This window comes from Gluconacetobacter brunescens (assembly GCF_048695475.1).
GTDB lineage: Bacteria > Pseudomonadota > Alphaproteobacteria > Acetobacterales > Acetobacteraceae > Gluconacetobacter.
Genome location: NZ_JBLHEN010000001.1, coordinates 958,868 through 973,936, shown reverse-complemented (window position 1 = coordinate 973,936; position 15,069 = coordinate 958,868). Strand labels below are relative to the sequence as shown.

Here is a 15,069-nt window from a genome sequence, read left to right as displayed (position 1 = left end):
CGGGGCTTTTCAAACAGCCTCTGAGCCGGGACGGACGATGATGGGACTAGACGCGCGAGACAACGGTGTGCGGGACGGATCGGTGGCGGGGGCGCACATCCTGGTGGTGGACGACGACCCGCGCCTGCGGCGCCTGCTGCAACGCTACCTGACCGAGCATGGCTTTCGCATCAGCGCGGCGTCGTCGGCGGCCGAGGCGCGGCAGGTGCTGGGCTTCATGCAGCCCGACGCGATGGTGCTGGACGTGACCATGCCGGGCGAGAACGGGCTGGCGCTGACCCGCGCCCTGCGCCAGGAGGGGCAGGACCTGCCGATCCTGCTGCTGACCGCGCGCGGCGAGCCCGAGGACCGGATTACCGGGCTGGAGGCGGGGGCCGACGATTACCTGGGCAAGCCGTTCGAGCCGCGGGAACTGCTGCTGCGGCTGAAGGCGCATCTGCGGCGTTTCGCGCCGCCCGCGCCCTCGGACAATCTGCGGGTGGTGCGGCTGGGGGGGCTGGAGTTCGACCCGGCGCGCGGCCTGCTGTCCGGGCCCGAGGGCAGCGTTCACCTGACCGGCGGGGAAGTCGCGTTGCTGAGCGCGCTGGCGCGCCGCCCCAACGAGATCCTGGCCCGCGACGACATCGCCCGCCTGCTGGACATGGAGGAAATCGGCGAACGCGCGGTGGACGTGCAGGTGACGCGCCTGCGCCGCCGGATCGAGCCCGACCCGCGCGAGCCGCGTTTTCTCCAGACCGTGCGGGGCAAGGGATATGTGCTGAAGCCGGGCATGTGACGGCGGACGGGAAGGGGGCCATCCATGGCGGAGGGTGACGGGCCAGGCGCGCCGACGCGGCCACGCCCCATGGCGGGGCTCTACCGCCGGATGGATCGGCCGGTGCGCCGGGTCCTGCCGCGCTCGCTGCTGGGGCGGATGCTGCTGATCGTGCTGATCCCGCTGCTGGTTACGCAGGGGATCTCGCTGGAGCTGTTCTACGGCAATTATCTCAAGGTCGTGTCGCGCCGCATGTCGGGTGCCGTGGCGGCGGATATCGTCCTGACGCTCGACCTGCTGAAGCGGTATCACGCGCCCGGAGACAGGGTCTGGATCCTGAACCAGGCCCGCCTGCGTACGCAGCTGGACATGGACTGGGCCCCGGGGCGGCGCCTGTCGCGCACGGGCTCGACCCATGTTCTGGGCCCGATGGATGACGATCTGGCCAATGCGCTGGACAGTTCGATTGGCCGCCCGTTTTTCGTCGACTGGATCGACGATCCGCAGACCGTGCATATCCGGATCCAGATGCCCGACGGGGTGCTGGATGTGGGCGCGCCGCGCAAGCGGCTGGCGGTGGCGCCCATCTGGCTGTTCGTGGCCTGGGTGGTGGGCAGCACGTTCCTGCTGTTCCTGATCGCCAGCCTGTTCATGCGCAACCAGATCCGCGCGATCCGCCGCCTGGCGCGGGCGGCCGAACTGTTCGGGCTGGGGCGCGATATCGGGCCCATCCGCCCCGAGGGCGCGCAGGAGGTGCGCAAGGCGGCGGTGGCGTTCAACCGCATGCAGGAGCGTATTTTCCGGTTCGTGGCGCAGCGCACGGCGATGCTGGCGGGGGTCTCGCACGATCTGCGGACGCCGCTGACCCGCCTGCGGCTGTCACTGGCGATGATCCCGCCACGGGGCACCATCGACGCCGCGCAGTTCCATGCCGAGGTGACTGACATGGTTGCCGACGTGGCGGAAATGGAGGGCATGATCGAAAGCTACCTCTCCTTCGCCAGAGGCGAGGGGGCGGAGACGCCGGTCCTGGTCGATATGGGCCAGATGCTGGACGAGGTTGCATCGGCCTTTCGGCGGGCGGGCGGGGTCGTGCTGTCGATCTCGGTGCCCCGGCCGGTTGAGGCCGTGCTGCGGCCGGGCGCGATCCGCCGCGTGCTGGACAATCTGTTGCAGAACGCGCGGCGGCATGGCGCGCGCGTGGCCCTGAGTGCCAGCCATGACCAGCGGGGCGTGGTGATCTGTGTCGATGATGACGGGCCGGGCATTCCGCGCGACCGGATGGAGGCGGTCTTCCGGCCGTTCGAGAGCGGGCAGGATGGCGGGACCGGGCTGGGCCTGACCATCGCGCGCGATATCGTGCGCGCCCATGGCGGCGACATCGCGCTGCGGCAGAGCCGGCTGGGCGGCTTGCAGGTCCGGATCGTGCTGCCGGCGTAAGCGCCGTCAGACGCTGATCACGCGAGGGAGACGCCCGCCGGAGCGCCGGCCGGGCGTGCTTGCGAGACGCCTTTTAGGGCAGGCTGTTGCCCGAGCCGGCATGGCCCGGACCGCTGTTGGAGCTCATCGGGCCGCTGCTGCCGCCGAATGTGCTGTTCATGTTGCTCAGTGGGTTGTAGCGGCCGACATTGCCCAGGATCTGTTGCAGGACATTGATCTTGGTGCCCGGAGTCGGCGTGGCGCCCGGCGCCATGTTGGTGAAGCGCGCGTCTTTCTTGTCGAGGGTCTGCAGGTTCCGCAGCACGCCCTTGTCGTCGAAATTCAGCACCACGACGTTCTGCGAGCGGATGCTCGGGAAATCCATGGGCGCCGGCACCGTGCGCATGGAGATGTAGATCCACGTGTTGTCGTCGAACGTGGCGTGGGTGGTGGGCGAGCCCAGCAGGTCCATCGCTTCGGCGCGGGTGCTGACGCCGGGCTTGAGCTGCTTGTAGTCGTCCGCCTCGATCAGCGAGCCGCGCTGTCCGGGGCGGGGCGAGAAGATCGAGCAGCCGGACAGCAGCAGGCCGAATCCCACGATCGCGCAGGGAAGAAGACGCCCGATGGGGCGGATGGTCGTGTCCGAAGATGACCGCATGGCCTGTGGGGCGTCCTGATCCGGGGGAAAACTCTTCCGTCCGGTGCCCGATTGGGGTGGCGAAGTCAATTCTTCATCGCCATACAGGGAGCATTATCAGCATTGAGGCACGCGGATTGACCGGGTTGCCGCCGGGCGGGAGCAGGACAGGATGAAGACGGAATTTTCCCGCAGGCTCGCAGTCGGACGAATCGGGGCGGCGGGCCGGGAGATGGAGATCGAGGCCGATGCGGGCGAGCGCGCCGCCCTGGCGCGCCGTTTCGGCCTGCCGGCCATTCACGCGCTCTCCTGCCGGTATCGCCTGACGCTGGGGCGGCGGGACGAGGTTCTGGCCGAGGGCTGGATGACGGCCGAGGTGGAGCAGGAATGCGTGCTGACGGCCGAGCCGTTCGTGAGCGTGCTGACCGCCGAGATCGTCGCCCGCCTGGTGCCCGCCGAGCGGTTCCGGGAAGACGAGGAACTGGACCCCGAGGCGATCGACGAGATCCCGTACGAGAACGATACGATCGATCTGGGCGAACTGACGGCCGAGGAACTGTCGCTGGCGCTCGACCCCTATCCGCGCCGGCCGGGGGCCATGCTGCCCGACGAGATCGGGCATGTGGACGTGCCGCCGACGAATCCGGAAGGGGCGGAGGGTATGGAAGAAGGCCGGGAAGAAGGCCGGCCGTCGCCATTCGCGGGGCTGGCGGCGCTGCGGAAGGACGATGCCTGAGAGGCGTGCCGGGGCGGGTTGGCGAGAAGATGCCTTGCGAATGGGCTTTCTTCCTGCTAGAGGCGCCCCCTCATTATCGATAACTGATCGGGTTCCAGCCGGGCCCGGTTAAGATCCCAGATCGGAGGGGCCCGGGCCCATGGCTGTACCCAAAAGAAAAACCTCGCCGTCCCGTCGCGGCATGCGCCGCAGCCACGAGGCGCTGAGCGTGCAGGCACATGCCGAATGCGCGAATTGCGGCGAACTGAAGCGCCCGCACCATGTCTGCAGCCATTGCGGCCATTATGACGGCCGTGAGGTCGTTGCGGCTGGCAAGACGCTGAAGACCGCCGTCCGGGCCTGACCGGCGGCGCATGGCTGCACGGACGCGATGACATGGCCCGTCAGGTGGCGGGCCATGCATTCTTGCGACACGATTCCGTGACGACCTTGCGAATTTGGTGTTCACCCGGCAGAAGGCAGGCATGAGCGAGACAGGTTCCTCTTTTTCCGGGGCTGAGCCCTTCACGCTGGCAGTTGACGGCATGGGGGGGGACGGTGGTCCGGAAGTTGTGGTGGCCGGCCTGGCGATTGCTGCCGACAGGCACCCCGGCACACGGGTTCTGCTGATCGGCGACGAGCACCGCCTGACCGAGACGCTGGCCCGCCACCCCAAGGCGGCCGCGATCTGCACGGTGCGCCCGGCGGGCAGCGCCATTCCCATGGACATGAAGCCGACGGCCGCGCTGCGCGTGCGCGATTCGTCGATGCGGCTGGCGATGGATGCCGTGGCGCAGGGCGAGGCCCTGGGCGTGGTATCGGCCGGCAACAGCGGCGCGATGCTGGCGCTGGCCAAGATCGTCATCAAGACCCTTCCCGGTGTCTCCCGTCCCGCCATGGCGGCCATCAGCCCGACGCTGAAGGGCGATGTCGTGATGCTGGACCTGGGCGCCAATGTCGCCTGCGACGCGCGCAACCTCGTTGAATTCGCGGTGATGGGCGAAGCCTTCGCCAAGGCGGTGCTGGGCCTGCCCGCGCCGACCATCGGCCTGCTGAATGTCGGGTCGGAGGAAGTGAAGGGCGACGAGAAGCTGCGCCAGGCGGCCGAGATCCTGCGCAACAGCGCCCTGGGCGCGCAGTTCCACGGCTTTGTCGAAGGGCATGACATTACCGCCGGCACGACCGATGTGGTGGTGACCGACGGCTTTACCGGCAACGTCGCGCTGAAGACCGGCGAGGGCGCGCTGAAGATGGCGTTCGTGCTGCTGCGGCAGGTCTTCCGCTCGGGCCTGCTGGCCAAGCTGGGCTACCTGCTGGTGCGCCCCGGCCTGGAGCGCATGCGCGAATGGCTGGACCCGCGGCGTTATAACGGCGCGGTATTCGTCGGCCTCAACGGTGTCGTGGTCAAATCGCATGGCGGGACCGATGCGGAAGGCTTTGCATCGGCGGTGGATGTTGCCATGGATATGGTATCGCACCGGTTCAATGAAAGCATAAGGGACCAGATCTCCCGACTGGAGACGCTGTCCGTCATGCGTCCGGGCGTGGAAAAGGAACAGCCGGCGGTCGCAGCCGTAAGCTGACCCGCTCCGCAGGGGCGGTGCGTCTCCATGGGGGGCGAAGGCCGGGCTTGGAATGATGGGAATGATGGCGAGACGTTCGCTGATGGTCGGGTTTGGCGGGTATCTGCCGGACCGGATCGTGACCAATGACGAGCTGGCGGCTCGCCTGGAGACTTCGGACGAATGGATCCGGGCCCGTACCGGGATCGGCCAGCGGCATATCGCCGGGCCCGGCGACACTGCCGTGAGCATGGCGGCGGCGGCGGCGACGCGGGCGCTGGATTATGCCGGCGTGGCGGCGGCCGATGTGGGCGCGGTCATCGTCGCGACCAGCACGCCGGACCAGGCCTTTCCGGCCACGGCCGTGCGCGTGCAGGCCGAACTGGGGATGCGGGGCGGCTTCGGCTTCGATATCGCCGCCGCCTGTTCGGGCTTCGTCTATGCGCTGACCGTGGCCGACTCGCTGATCCGCAGCGGCCAGACGGACTCGGCCCTCGTGATCGGCAGCGAAGTCTATTCGCGCATTCTCGACTGGTCGGATCGCGGCACCTGCGTGCTGTTCGGCGATGGCGCAGGCGCCGTGCTGCTGAAGGCGGGCGATGCCGCGCAGCCGGCCGGCATCCTGTCCACGCACCTGCATTCGGACGGCACGACGGGCGACCTGCTCTATGTCGACGGCGCGGTGGGGCTGCGCGAGCAGTCCGGCTTCCTGCGCATGCAGGGGCGCGACGTGTTTCGCCACGCGGTGGCCAAGCTCTCGTCCTCGGTGGACGAGGTGCTGCAGGCCAACGGGCTGACCTATGCCGATGTCTCGTGGCTGGTGCCGCACCAGGCCAATCTGCGCATCATCGAGGCGGTGGCCCGCAAGCTGGAACTGCCGCCCGAGCGCGTGGTGGTGACGGTCGACAAGCACGCCAACACCTCGGCCGCGTCGATCCCGCTGGCGATGAACGAGGCCGTGCGCGACGGCCGCATCCGCAAGGGCGACCTGGTGCTGATGGAGGCGCTGGGCGGCGGGCTGACCTGGGGATCGGCGCTGGCACGCATCTAGGCGCCGGCATATGGGTATCCAGAGGTTTTTCCGGGCCTTGGGGTGGCTTGCCAGACACCGAACGTGAAAAAAGAGTGCGGCTTAACGCATTGAATTGACGCCTCCTCGTCGCATGCCATAGTTTTGCGCTATGAGCACCGTGACCCGCGCCAGTCTGGCAGAGCATATTTACAGTCAGGTCGGACTCTCCCGAAATGAGTCGGCCGACCTTCTCGAGCATGTGCTGGAGCGCGTCGCGAAGGAGCTTGAGGGCGGGAATACCGTTAAAATCAGTGGATTCGGGACGTTCTCCGTTCGTCAGAAGGGGCGCCGCACCGGGCGCAACCCCAAGACGGGCGTCGAGGTGCCGATCCTGCCGCGATCGGTCCTGGTCTTTCGGCCCAGCCAGCTTCTGCGGGCGCGGGTCAATGGCCGGCAGGTCGAAGGCATCGAGGATGACGGTGAATGAACACGCTCAACGCCGGGCAGGCAGATTGGCCGGATTCCGGCATGCCGGAACCGGGCGAGGCTGCCGACCCCCATGTGCTCGATGACGCGGCCGGTGCCGGCCGCCTGAAAAAGGCGCCCCATGCGTTCCGCACCATCAGTGAGGTCGCGGACGAACTGCATGTGCCGCAGCATGTGCTGCGCTTCTGGGAGACGCGGTTCAGCCAGGTCCGCCCGCTGAAGCGGGGCGGTGGCCGGCGCTACTATCGCCCCGACGATATCGAATTGCTCCGGCGGATCTCGGACCTGCTGTATGTGCAGGGTTATACCATCAAGGGCGTGCAGCGCATGCTGCGCGAGGGCGGGGGGGATGCTGGTGCCCCTTCCGCCGAGAGCCCGGCCGAAATGGTGGAGGTGTCCGAACTGGATGTGCCCGATTCGCCTGTTCCGGTCGAGTTGCTGGACGGTGATGCCGAGGCCGAAGCCGAGACGCCCGAGCCTGTGATGGACGCGCCTGTGGCCGTCGAGCCGGTCGATGGCGGTAGCGTGCTGGAAAGCGCGGTCGAATCCGTGACGGTGGTGATGGTCGAGGCCGAATCGCCCGTGCCTTCTCCTGTGATTCCGGATGAGGAAACGGCCGCAGCCGCCTCGGAAATCGCGCGAATCCATCGCGAGAACCTGATCCTGAAGGATAGCCTGCGCGGGATTCTGGTCGAATTGCAGGCCCTGAGGCGGCTGATTCCGGTCTGAGCCGGATTTGCTGCCAGATTGCTGGCACTCATGGGTTGCGGAGGATGGCACACGCTGCTACACGGCGTGTCGTCGCAGACGGTCGGGCAGTAGCGCAGCCTGGTAGCGCATCAGTCTGGGGGACTGGGGGTCGTGGGTTCGAATCCCGCCTGCCCGATATTCCCGTCTGCGACCATTTCCCTTGAAAAAATAGAGAGATTACCCCGGCCGGGTCGAGCGGGCTCCGTTGGTTTGAGGCCAGCCGGTTCAGCCGAGGCTGCTGTCCGGCAGGTCGTCCATCTCCTCGCGCTCGGCGCGCGTGGGGTCCTGGAGGCGGTCGCGGGTCCAGTTGCGCCAGATCAGGTGCAGGACGGACATGATGGCCGGGCCGATGAACAGGCCCAGCAGGCTCCAGCTTTCCACCCCGCCGAGAATGCTGACCAGCACCCACAGGAAGGGCATCTGGGTCGATCCGCCGATCAGCGCGGGCCGCACGAAATGATCGGCGATGAAGATCACGGCCATGCCCAGGCAGAAGATGACCAGGGCGGCGATGACGGTGCCCTTCACCAGCAGCGCCAGCGCCACCAGCGTGACCGCCACGACGGCGCAGAATGGGATCATGGCCGCCACGGCGGTGAAGACGCCGAACAGGAACGGATGCTGCGCGCCCGCGATCAGGTAGGCGACGCCCATCAGCGCGCCTTCGCCCAGGCCCACCAGCACCAGGCCGGCGACCGTGCCGTGGATCGAGGCCACGATCTGTTCGGCGATGGTCTCGCCGCGCTTGCCGAAGGCCCGGCGGGAGACCACCAGGCACTGCCGGGTGATCGTGTCACCATCCTTGAGCAGGAAGAACAGGGTGAGGATGGTGAAGATGAACAGCAGGCCGCGATGGAAGACCTGCGTCCCGACCTGCTGCGTCATCCGCACGCTGCGGCCGATATTGAAGGAATGCAGCAGTTCCGACACGTCGTCGGGGTCCTGCAGGTGCTGCTGCCACCAGTTGGTGATGGCCGAGGCACCGGCGGGCAGGCGGCGGAGCCAGCCCGGCACCGGCACGCCGGTATGGCGCGCGATGTCGGCCCAGCTCAGCACCCCCTGGGCCTCGCGCCCCGCCTCGAGCGCGAACAGGCCCATCGGGATCAGGAAGATCAGGGCGATCGCGGTGGTGAACAGCAGCGGCAGGATGACGCCGCCGGGCCGGATCTTCCAGCGGTCGCGCACCGCGACATAGGGCGGCCAGGCCGCGATGGCGAAGATGACGCCCCAGATCAGCGACGGCAGGAACCCGCGGACCGTATAGAGCCCCAGCAGCACGAAGGAAGTGGCCAGCAGGCCGCGCGCGATGCGCTGCACCTTGTGGCGCTCGCGCATCTGGCGGAACGGCGACCGGTCCATGGGGGGAACGATCGCGGGGCTGGCGTGGTCCGTCATCATGATCCTTTGTTCGGGCGTCACGGCAGGGTCGTGCCATCCGCCGCCCAGATGGCGAAGGCCTGGATCAGGGCGGCTTCCTTCAGGGCGTCGAAGCGGCCCGAGGCGCCGCCATGGCCGGCTTCCATATTGATGCGCAGCATGACGGGGCGGTCCGACAGCGTGTGTTCGCGCAGGCGGGCGACCCATTTCGCCGGTTCCCAATAGGTCACGCGCGGGTCCGACAGGCCGCCGATGGCGAGGATGGCGGGATAGGGGCGCGGGCCGACCTGTTCGTAGGCGGCGTAGCTGGCGATCAGGTCGTAGGCGTCCGGGTCCTCCAGCGGGTTGCCCCATTCCGGCCATTCGGGCGGCGTCAGGGGCAGGCTGGTGTCGGACATGGTGTTCAGCTCGTCCACGAAGGGCACCACCGCCACGATGCCCGCGAACAGGTCGGGGCGCATGTTGGCGATCGCCCCCATGACCATGCCGCCGGCCGAGCGCCCGTCGCTGACGATCTTGCCGGCGCGGGTGAAGCCGGTGGCGACCAGATGGTCGGCGCAGGCGATGAAATCGGTGAAGCTGTTGGGCTTGTTGCGCCCGCGGCCGCCGAGGAACCAGTTCCAGCCCTTTTCCGACCCGCCGCGCACATGGGCGATGGCGTAGAACCAGCCCCGGTCCACCAGGCTGAAAACGCCGGTGGAGAAGGTGGGTTCGATCGTATGGCCATAGGACCCGTAGCCGTAGAGCAGCAGTGGGGCGGAGCCGTCGAGCGGCGTGTCGTGCCGGCCCAGCACGGTGACCGGCACCTCGGCTCCATCGGGGGCGAGGGCGGTGAGGCGCCAGCAGCGATAGCGTGCGGGGTCATGGCCCGACGGGACCTCCTGGCTTTTCACCAGGTGGCGGGTCCGCGTCCGCATGTCGTAGGCGTACCATTGCCGGGGCGTGGTCGGCGACTGGTAGACGTAGCGCAGTTCGGTCGTGTCGTATTCGTAGGAGCCCGAGAAGGACAGCACATAGGCTTCCTCGTCGGACGACAGCACATGGTCCTCGCCATCGGCGGGGCGGATCACCAGGGCCGTGTTGGCGTCGCGGCGTTCGCGCCAGACCAGATGGCCGGCGAAGGCGACGCAGTCGGTGATGTAGCGGCCGGGCTCATGGGGCACCAGGTCGCGCCAGTTTTCCCGTGACAGGGCGGTATCGGGCGTTTCCATCAGCTTGAAATCGACCGCGCCATCGGTGTTGGTCAGGATCGCGAACCGGTCGCCCCAGTGGCTGAGCGTGTAGAGCACGCCGCTGCGGCGGGGCTCGACGCATATCGGATCGGCCTCGGGGCGGCTGCCGGGGATCAGCCAGGATTCGGACGTGTCCTGATTGGCAGCGGAAATGACGATCCAGCGTCCGGAGCGGGTGGCCTCGACCCCGATGAAGAAGCCGGGATCGGCTTCCTGATAGACCAGCACGTCCTCGGCGGTGCCGATGCGGCGGCGATAGATCCGCGTCGGGCGGCCGTGGGAATCGCGCCAGGTCCAGAACAGGTACTGCGCATCGGGCGAGAAGGCGAAATTGCCGCTGCAATTCTCGATCGCCGGCCCGACCGGTGCGCCGCTGGCGACGTCGCGGATGATGACCCGATAGACTTCGGAACCCTGGCTGTCTTCCGCGTGGGCGAACAGGCGGTGGTCGGGGCTGTGCGCCGCCGTGGCGACGGCGAAATACTCATGGCCCTGTGCCGCGCGCTCGACATCCAGCAGGACGGTCTCGTCCTCCGGCCGGCCAGCCGGATGGCGGGCGTAGATGGGGTGCTGGGCGCCGGTATTGTAGCGCATGTAATAGCGCCAGGGGCCGTGCGGTAGGGCGGGGTAGGTTTCGTCCTCGCGGATGCGGCCGCGCATCTCGGCGACGATGGCGGCCTGCAAGGCTTCGGTCGGCGCCAGGGTGGCGGCGGTATAGGCGTTTTCGGCCCGCAGATGGGCGGCGATATCCTCGCGCAGCACGGACGGGTCGCGCAGGACGGCCTGCCAGTTCTCGTCCTTCATCCAGCCATATTCGTCCACGCGCGTGCGGCCGAGCTGGGTGATCGTCTGGGGCTCCTTGCGGGCGACCGGGGCGGTGGTCATCGTCTCTCTCCATCGCTGTCCGACCGGAAGCCGGGACCAGCCGCGACCATACAAGACCGCCTGTGGAAGGGACAGAGGGGGTGGCCGTAACCTGACGGCCAGACTTTCAGAAAGCCTGGCAACCCGTACGGATCACCAGCCCGACGGATTGCTGCTGGAAGTCGCGGCGGTATTCCGCGCGGATGGCGTCCAGCCGGGTGGCCAGGCCGGGGGCGTCAGGGTCGGCGGCGATCCAGACGATGCGCGAGGGTTCGGCGGTGACCTGCAGGCTGGTGCGGTCGCGCCAGTGCCCGCTGGCCTGGAACACGCTGAGCCCGTCGGGGAAGCGCGGGGTGACCGCGCGGGCCAGGAAAGCCTGCCATTCCGCGTCGGTGACCGGACGGCCGTCGGGGCGGGTCAGGCCGAACAGTAGCGAGGCCTCGATACCCCGGTGGGCGCCGAATCGTGCGCAGGCCAGTTCTCCGCGTCTCGCTCTGTCAGGGGCTGCCGGGGCGCAGGCGGCCAGCAGGGACGAGGCCGCGAGAACGCACGCCGCCGCGCGCATCAGGCGAAGGCCGGATTGTCCAGCCCGGACAGGCCCGTGCGCAGGCGGCGGCCATCGGGGCTGTCGGGGTCGATCAGGCCGTGGCGGAGGAACAGGTCGATCAGCACCAGATTGACGTTGAACTTGAAATCGTCGCCTGCCCGCACGATCCGCCAGGCCTCGTGCAGGGGCATCAGCGCGAAGGACTCGACCTCGCCATCGGTTGGGACGGGAACGAAATCGGGCGGCAAATCGAGGTCGTAGCAATGCAGGACGTCGCGGCGCAGGCCCTCGGGGCGCTCCATGGCGTAGCGGATGCGGGCCGAGGGCGTGGCGTGGGCGACCAGGCCGGGGGCGATGCCGGCTTCCTCGGCGGCTTCCTTCTCCAGCGCCTGCCGGGGCGTGTGGCCGGCGGGGATGCCGCCCGCGACGAGGTGGTCGAGCTTGCCGGGGTCCAGGCGCTTGTTCATGGCGCGGCGGCCGACCCACAGATGCAGCCCGTCCGGGCGGCGGACCAGCCCGTTCATGTGCACGCCATGGGCGATCAGCCCGAACAGCGGCAGGGCGCCCCGGTCGATGCGCGCGACGGGCGGCGCGTCGGCCGTGGGGGCGACGTCGAACAGTTCGTGGTGGGAGCGGTAGAGGCCATCGGCGGCCAGGGCCTCGCCGAGGGCCTCCAGCCGGGTCGGGTCGTCCAGCACCAGCGCGCTGTCCCGCCTGCGCAGGCCGCGCCGTTCCAGTTCGGGCACCAGGGCGGGTGCGATCCAGCCGGCCGGGGTCTCTCCAAGGCGGAAGGGGGTGCGGTCGCCGGGCAGGCGCGCTGTGTTGCAGGAATCGAGATGCCGGATGAAGGGGGCGGCGTCCGCTGACATGCGCGTCTGCTCCTTGTGCGTGGGCTTGGCATACCGGCTGGGGGAGGGTGTGACAATCCTGCCGCGCCGGCTGCCGGGCAGGGGTTGGTGGTTTGCAAATGCGCCGCCGCATGCCACATCCAGAGGCATGACACCGCCCTCATCCTCCGCCCGGCCCGCGCGCGAGCGCCCCGTGCTTGTGACCCTGCGCGCCCTGCTGCCCTATCTCTGGCCTCGTCACGATCTCGGCACCCGCGCGCGGGTCGTGGGTGCGTGCCTGCTGCTGGTCGCAGCCAAGATCGCGACCATCGCCGTGCCGTATGTGTACAGCCTGGTGGTCGATGCGCTGCATGGCGGCCAGGGCGGCGGTGCTTCCGGGGCCATGAGTGAAATGACGGTGCCGATGGCGCTGATCGTCGGATACGGGACGCTGCGCCTGATGTCGGCGGGCATGGGAGAGTGGCGCGATGCGCTGTTTGCCCCGGTGCGCTTTCATATCAGCAGCGTGGCGGCGATGCGCAGTTTCCGCCACATGCATGCGCTGTCGCTGCGCTTTCACCTCGACCGCCAGTCGGGCGGGGTGACGCGGGCGATCGCGCGGGGAACCGAGGCGATCGAGACCATCCTGCGGGTGGGCGTGTTCAACATCGTGCCGACGCTGATCGAGGCGCTGCTGGTGATCGTGGTGATCTGGCGCCTGTTCGACTGGCGCTATGCCGCGATCATGCTGCTGGCGGTGGCCGCCTATGTCGCGTTCACGATCAGCTTCACCTCCTGGCGGATCGGCATCCGCCGCGAGATGAACGAGATCAACAGCGAGGCGAGCTGGAAGGCGCTGGACAGCCTGCTGAACTACGAGACGGTGAAGTATTTCGGCAATGAGGAGCATGAGAGCCGGCGGTACGAGGAGACCCAGCGCCGCTACGAGCGCGCGGCGGTCAAGACCCAGCTTTCGCTCAACGGGCTGAATTTCGGCCAGGCGGCGATCATCGCCGTGACGCTGACGGTGGTGATGCTGCTGGCGGCGCACGATGTGGGGCAGGGGCGCCTGACGGTGGGGCGGTTCGTGCTGGTCAACACCTATCTGATGCAGCTCTACCTGCCGCTCAATTTCCTCGGCAGCATCTATTCCTCGCTGCGCACCTCGCTGGTGGATCTGGAGCAGATGTTCCGCCTGCTGGAGGAAGCGCCGGACGTGAAGGACAGGCCGGACGCCATCGACCTGCCGGCGCGGCTGGACGAGGCGCCGGCGGCGGCGATCCGCTTCGAGCATGTGCGCTTCGGCTACCGGCCCGACCGCGAGATCCTGCATGATGTCAGCTTCAGCGTGCCGGCGGGCGGGCGGGTGGCGATCGTCGGGCCGACCGGGGCGGGCAAATCGACCATCAGCCGGCTGCTGTTCCGCTTCTACGACGTGAATTCGGGGCGGGTGGTGATCGATGGGCACGACGTGCGCGACTACCATCAGGCGGCGCTGCGGGCGGCGATCGGCGTGGTGCCGCAGGACACGGTGCTGTTCAACGACACGATCGGCTACAACATCGCCTATGGCCGGCTGGGGGCGTCGCAGGACGAGATCGAGCATGCGGCGCGGCTGGCGCAGATCCATGATTTCATCGTCAGCCTGCCGGATGGCTATGCCACCCGGGTGGGCGAGCGGGGGCTGAAGCTCTCGGGCGGCGAGAAGCAGCGCGTGGCCATCGCCCGGACCATCCTGAAGAATCCGCGCATCCTGATCCTCGACGAGGCCACCAGCGCGCTGGATACCCATACCGAGCAGGAGATCCAGGTGGCGCTGCGCACCGTCTCGGCGGAGCGGACGACCGTGATCATCGCCCATCGGCTCTCCACCGTGATCGACGCGGATGAAATCCTTGTGATGGGGGATGGCGTGATCAAGGAGCGCGGTACCCATCGCAGCCTGCTGGCCCGCGACGGACTCTATGCCGGCATGTGGGCTGCCCAGGCCGAGGAGCGTGGAGAGGATGCCGGCCAAGCGGCGGTGGGGGCTGGTCTTCCGGCCTGAACGGGGGCACCTTGCGCCCGCCGCGTCCATGGGGCGCAGTTCAAGGCGCGCAGTCGAATATGCGCATGAAAGTTTAGGGAGAGGATGACATGGCGGAGACGGAAGGCGAGGGCCCCGCGCTGGGCCAGGACGGATCGGTGCCCGAGGAACTGAGCCATTGCGGTGCCGTGGTCGACAAGGCCATCGAATACATGCTGGGCGAGAACCTGCCGCCGATCGCCATCGCCTCGGCGCTGCTGGGCGGTTCGCTGGGCCTGCTGTCGCGCACCATGGACCAGGGCACGATGCTGGCGATGCTGGAAAACGCCATCCACAGCGTGCGCTCGGGCGACCTGCATCCCGACCGTGACAAGGTCACGCGCCCCGAATAAGGGGGAGGGCCGAAAGGGGATTCGGGCGAAAACGCCTCGAATCGCGCCTTTCGGCTTGACGGGGCGCGGTACCTTGGCCATAAGCCGCGCCTAATCTTGACGATCGTTGCCGGGCATTATGCCTCGGCCCCAGTTATCCGAGGATGATACCATGTCTCGCCGTTGCCAGATCACGGGCAAGGGCGTGCTGACGGGAAATAACGTCAGCCACGCCAACAACAAGAGCCGCCGCCGCTACCTGCCGAACCTGCAGGAGACCTCCCTGCTGTCCGATATCCTGGGCACGCCGGTGCGTCTGCGTGTGAGCACGAACGGCATTCGCACGGTCGAGCATAACGGCGGCCTGGATTCGTTCCTGCTGTCGACGCCCGACCGCAAGCTGCCGGTCGAGGCGCAGGCGCTGAAGCGCCGCATCCTGCGCGCCCAGGAAAAGAAGGCCGCGACGGCAGCCTGAAGATCCTGCCCCGGT

16 protein-coding genes and 1 tRNA gene are annotated in these 15,069 nt (G+C 68.2%); 12 read left to right on the top strand and 5 right to left on the bottom strand.

From position 1 onward, the window contains the following. The first annotated feature begins 40 nt into the window (after nucleotides 1-40). Both ACMAUO_RS04225 and ACMAUO_RS04220 read left to right on the top strand, forming a co-directional pair. On the top strand, nucleotides 41-775 hold the full coding sequence (locus ACMAUO_RS04225) for a response regulator (protein WP_420357197.1): 735 nt from the start codon (nucleotides 41-43) through the stop codon (nucleotides 773-775). 24 nt (nucleotides 776-799) lie between these two features. Next, nucleotides 800-2,194, top strand: coding sequence for an ATP-binding protein (locus tag ACMAUO_RS04220; protein WP_420355728.1), 1,395 nt, complete (start codon nucleotides 800-802; stop codon nucleotides 2,192-2,194). A 73-nt stretch (nucleotides 2,195-2,267) separates the two neighbouring features. Here ACMAUO_RS04220 and ACMAUO_RS04215 read toward each other — a convergent pair whose 3' ends face one another. Beyond that, a complete protein-coding gene (locus tag ACMAUO_RS04215; RefSeq protein WP_420355727.1) occupies nucleotides 2,268-2,831 on the bottom strand; it encodes an outer membrane protein assembly factor BamE in 564 nt (187 codons plus the stop codon). A 151-nt stretch (nucleotides 2,832-2,982) separates the two neighbouring features. Between ACMAUO_RS04215 and ACMAUO_RS04210 the strand changes: the two genes are divergently transcribed. The 7 genes from ACMAUO_RS04210 to ACMAUO_RS04180 all read left to right on the top strand — a co-directional run bounded on the left by ACMAUO_RS04210 (nucleotide 2,983) and on the right by ACMAUO_RS04180 (nucleotide 7,471). Continuing rightward, nucleotides 2,983-3,546, top strand: a complete 564-nt coding sequence (locus ACMAUO_RS04210; RefSeq protein ID WP_420355726.1) for a YceD family protein — start codon at nucleotides 2,983-2,985, stop codon at nucleotides 3,544-3,546. Between the two features lie 139 nt (nucleotides 3,547-3,685). Further along, nucleotides 3,686-3,889: a 50S ribosomal protein L32 gene (rpmF, locus tag ACMAUO_RS04205; RefSeq protein WP_012554867.1), complete on the top strand. Its 204-nt coding sequence runs from the start codon at nucleotides 3,686-3,688 to the stop codon at nucleotides 3,887-3,889. Between the two features lie 121 nt (nucleotides 3,890-4,010). Next, nucleotides 4,011-5,108, top strand: coding sequence for a phosphate acyltransferase PlsX (gene plsX / locus ACMAUO_RS04200; RefSeq protein ID WP_420355725.1), 1,098 nt, complete (start codon nucleotides 4,011-4,013; stop codon nucleotides 5,106-5,108). A 61-nt stretch (nucleotides 5,109-5,169) separates the two neighbouring features. Next, the gene (locus tag ACMAUO_RS04195; RefSeq protein WP_420355724.1) at nucleotides 5,170-6,138 is read left to right on the top strand and encodes a beta-ketoacyl-ACP synthase III; all 969 of its coding nucleotides are present in this window, start codon (nucleotides 5,170-5,172) and stop codon (nucleotides 6,136-6,138) included. A gap of 130 nt (nucleotides 6,139-6,268) precedes the next feature. Next, a complete protein-coding gene (locus tag ACMAUO_RS04190; RefSeq protein WP_114729380.1) occupies nucleotides 6,269-6,586 on the top strand; it encodes an integration host factor subunit alpha in 318 nt (105 codons plus the stop codon). Continuing rightward, complete coding sequence (locus ACMAUO_RS04185) at nucleotides 6,583-7,314, top strand: MerR family transcriptional regulator (protein WP_420355723.1); 732 nt, start codon at nucleotides 6,583-6,585, stop codon at nucleotides 7,312-7,314. The genes ACMAUO_RS04190 and ACMAUO_RS04185 overlap by 4 nt, the downstream gene beginning before the upstream one ends. A gap of 83 nt (nucleotides 7,315-7,397) precedes the next feature. Continuing rightward, nucleotides 7,398-7,471, top strand: a tRNA-Pro gene (locus ACMAUO_RS04180). 89 nt (nucleotides 7,472-7,560) lie between these two features. Here the strand turns inward: ACMAUO_RS04180 and ACMAUO_RS04175 are convergent. The 4 genes from ACMAUO_RS04175 to ACMAUO_RS04160 all read right to left on the bottom strand — a co-directional run bounded on the left by ACMAUO_RS04175 (nucleotide 7,561) and on the right by ACMAUO_RS04160 (nucleotide 12,224). Then, a complete protein-coding gene (locus ACMAUO_RS04175) occupies nucleotides 7,561-8,730 on the bottom strand; it encodes an AI-2E family transporter (RefSeq protein ID WP_420357196.1) in 1,170 nt (389 codons plus the stop codon). Nucleotides 8,731-8,750: 20 nt separating this feature from the next. Beyond that, nucleotides 8,751-10,829, bottom strand: a complete 2,079-nt coding sequence (locus ACMAUO_RS04170) for a S9 family peptidase (protein ID WP_420355722.1) — start codon at nucleotides 10,827-10,829, stop codon at nucleotides 8,751-8,753. Nucleotides 10,830-10,935: 106 nt separating this feature from the next. Further along, on the bottom strand, nucleotides 10,936-11,373 hold the full coding sequence (locus tag ACMAUO_RS04165) for a DUF3574 domain-containing protein (RefSeq protein ID WP_420355721.1): 438 nt from the start codon (nucleotides 11,371-11,373) through the stop codon (nucleotides 10,936-10,938). Then, nucleotides 11,373-12,224, bottom strand: a complete 852-nt coding sequence (locus ACMAUO_RS04160) for an NUDIX hydrolase (protein ID WP_420355720.1) — start codon at nucleotides 12,222-12,224, stop codon at nucleotides 11,373-11,375. The genes ACMAUO_RS04165 and ACMAUO_RS04160 overlap by 1 nt, the downstream gene beginning before the upstream one ends. Before the next feature lie 127 nt (nucleotides 12,225-12,351). Here ACMAUO_RS04160 and ACMAUO_RS04155 point away from each other — a divergent pair, with 127 nt between their 5' ends. The 3 genes from ACMAUO_RS04155 to rpmB all read left to right on the top strand — a co-directional run bounded on the left by ACMAUO_RS04155 (nucleotide 12,352) and on the right by rpmB (nucleotide 15,054). Then, nucleotides 12,352-14,229, top strand: coding sequence for an ABCB family ABC transporter ATP-binding protein/permease (locus ACMAUO_RS04155; RefSeq protein ID WP_420355719.1), 1,878 nt, complete (start codon nucleotides 12,352-12,354; stop codon nucleotides 14,227-14,229). A gap of 89 nt (nucleotides 14,230-14,318) precedes the next feature. Then, complete coding sequence (locus tag ACMAUO_RS04150) at nucleotides 14,319-14,600, top strand: hypothetical protein (RefSeq protein ID WP_420355718.1); 282 nt, start codon at nucleotides 14,319-14,321, stop codon at nucleotides 14,598-14,600. A 151-nt stretch (nucleotides 14,601-14,751) separates the two neighbouring features. Next, nucleotides 14,752-15,054: a 50S ribosomal protein L28 gene (rpmB, locus tag ACMAUO_RS04145; protein WP_420355717.1), complete on the top strand. Its 303-nt coding sequence runs from the start codon at nucleotides 14,752-14,754 to the stop codon at nucleotides 15,052-15,054. The last annotated feature ends 15 nt before the right edge of the window (nucleotides 15,055-15,069 follow it).

Excerpts from the sequence above, each read along its gene's own strand:
- ACMAUO_RS04225 (WP_420357197.1), top strand. The coding sequence starts at position 41 with ATGGGACTAGACGCGCGAGACAACGGTGTGCGGGACGGATCGGTGGCG.
- ACMAUO_RS04220 (WP_420355728.1), top strand. The coding sequence starts at position 800 with ATGGCGGAGGGTGACGGGCCAGGCGCGCCGACGCGGCCACGCCCCATG.
- ACMAUO_RS04215 (WP_420355727.1), bottom strand. The coding sequence starts at position 2,831 with ATGCGGTCATCTTCGGACACGACCATCCGCCCCATCGGGCGTCTTCTT.
- ACMAUO_RS04210 (WP_420355726.1), top strand. The coding sequence starts at position 2,983 with ATGAAGACGGAATTTTCCCGCAGGCTCGCAGTCGGACGAATCGGGGCG.
- rpmF (WP_012554867.1), top strand. The coding sequence starts at position 3,686 with ATGGCTGTACCCAAAAGAAAAACCTCGCCGTCCCGTCGCGGCATGCGC.
- plsX (WP_420355725.1), top strand. The coding sequence starts at position 4,011 with ATGAGCGAGACAGGTTCCTCTTTTTCCGGGGCTGAGCCCTTCACGCTG.
- ACMAUO_RS04195 (WP_420355724.1), top strand. The coding sequence starts at position 5,170 with ATGATGGCGAGACGTTCGCTGATGGTCGGGTTTGGCGGGTATCTGCCG.
- ACMAUO_RS04190 (WP_114729380.1), top strand. The coding sequence starts at position 6,269 with ATGAGCACCGTGACCCGCGCCAGTCTGGCAGAGCATATTTACAGTCAG.
- ACMAUO_RS04185 (WP_420355723.1), top strand. The coding sequence starts at position 6,583 with ATGAACACGCTCAACGCCGGGCAGGCAGATTGGCCGGATTCCGGCATG.
- ACMAUO_RS04175 (WP_420357196.1), bottom strand. The coding sequence starts at position 8,730 with ATGACGGACCACGCCAGCCCCGCGATCGTTCCCCCCATGGACCGGTCG.
- ACMAUO_RS04170 (WP_420355722.1), bottom strand. The coding sequence starts at position 10,829 with ATGACCACCGCCCCGGTCGCCCGCAAGGAGCCCCAGACGATCACCCAG.
- ACMAUO_RS04165 (WP_420355721.1), bottom strand. The coding sequence starts at position 11,373 with ATGCGCGCGGCGGCGTGCGTTCTCGCGGCCTCGTCCCTGCTGGCCGCC.
- ACMAUO_RS04160 (WP_420355720.1), bottom strand. The coding sequence starts at position 12,224 with ATGTCAGCGGACGCCGCCCCCTTCATCCGGCATCTCGATTCCTGCAAC.
- ACMAUO_RS04155 (WP_420355719.1), top strand. The coding sequence starts at position 12,352 with ATGACACCGCCCTCATCCTCCGCCCGGCCCGCGCGCGAGCGCCCCGTG.
- ACMAUO_RS04150 (WP_420355718.1), top strand. The coding sequence starts at position 14,319 with ATGGCGGAGACGGAAGGCGAGGGCCCCGCGCTGGGCCAGGACGGATCG.
- rpmB (WP_420355717.1), top strand. The coding sequence starts at position 14,752 with ATGTCTCGCCGTTGCCAGATCACGGGCAAGGGCGTGCTGACGGGAAAT.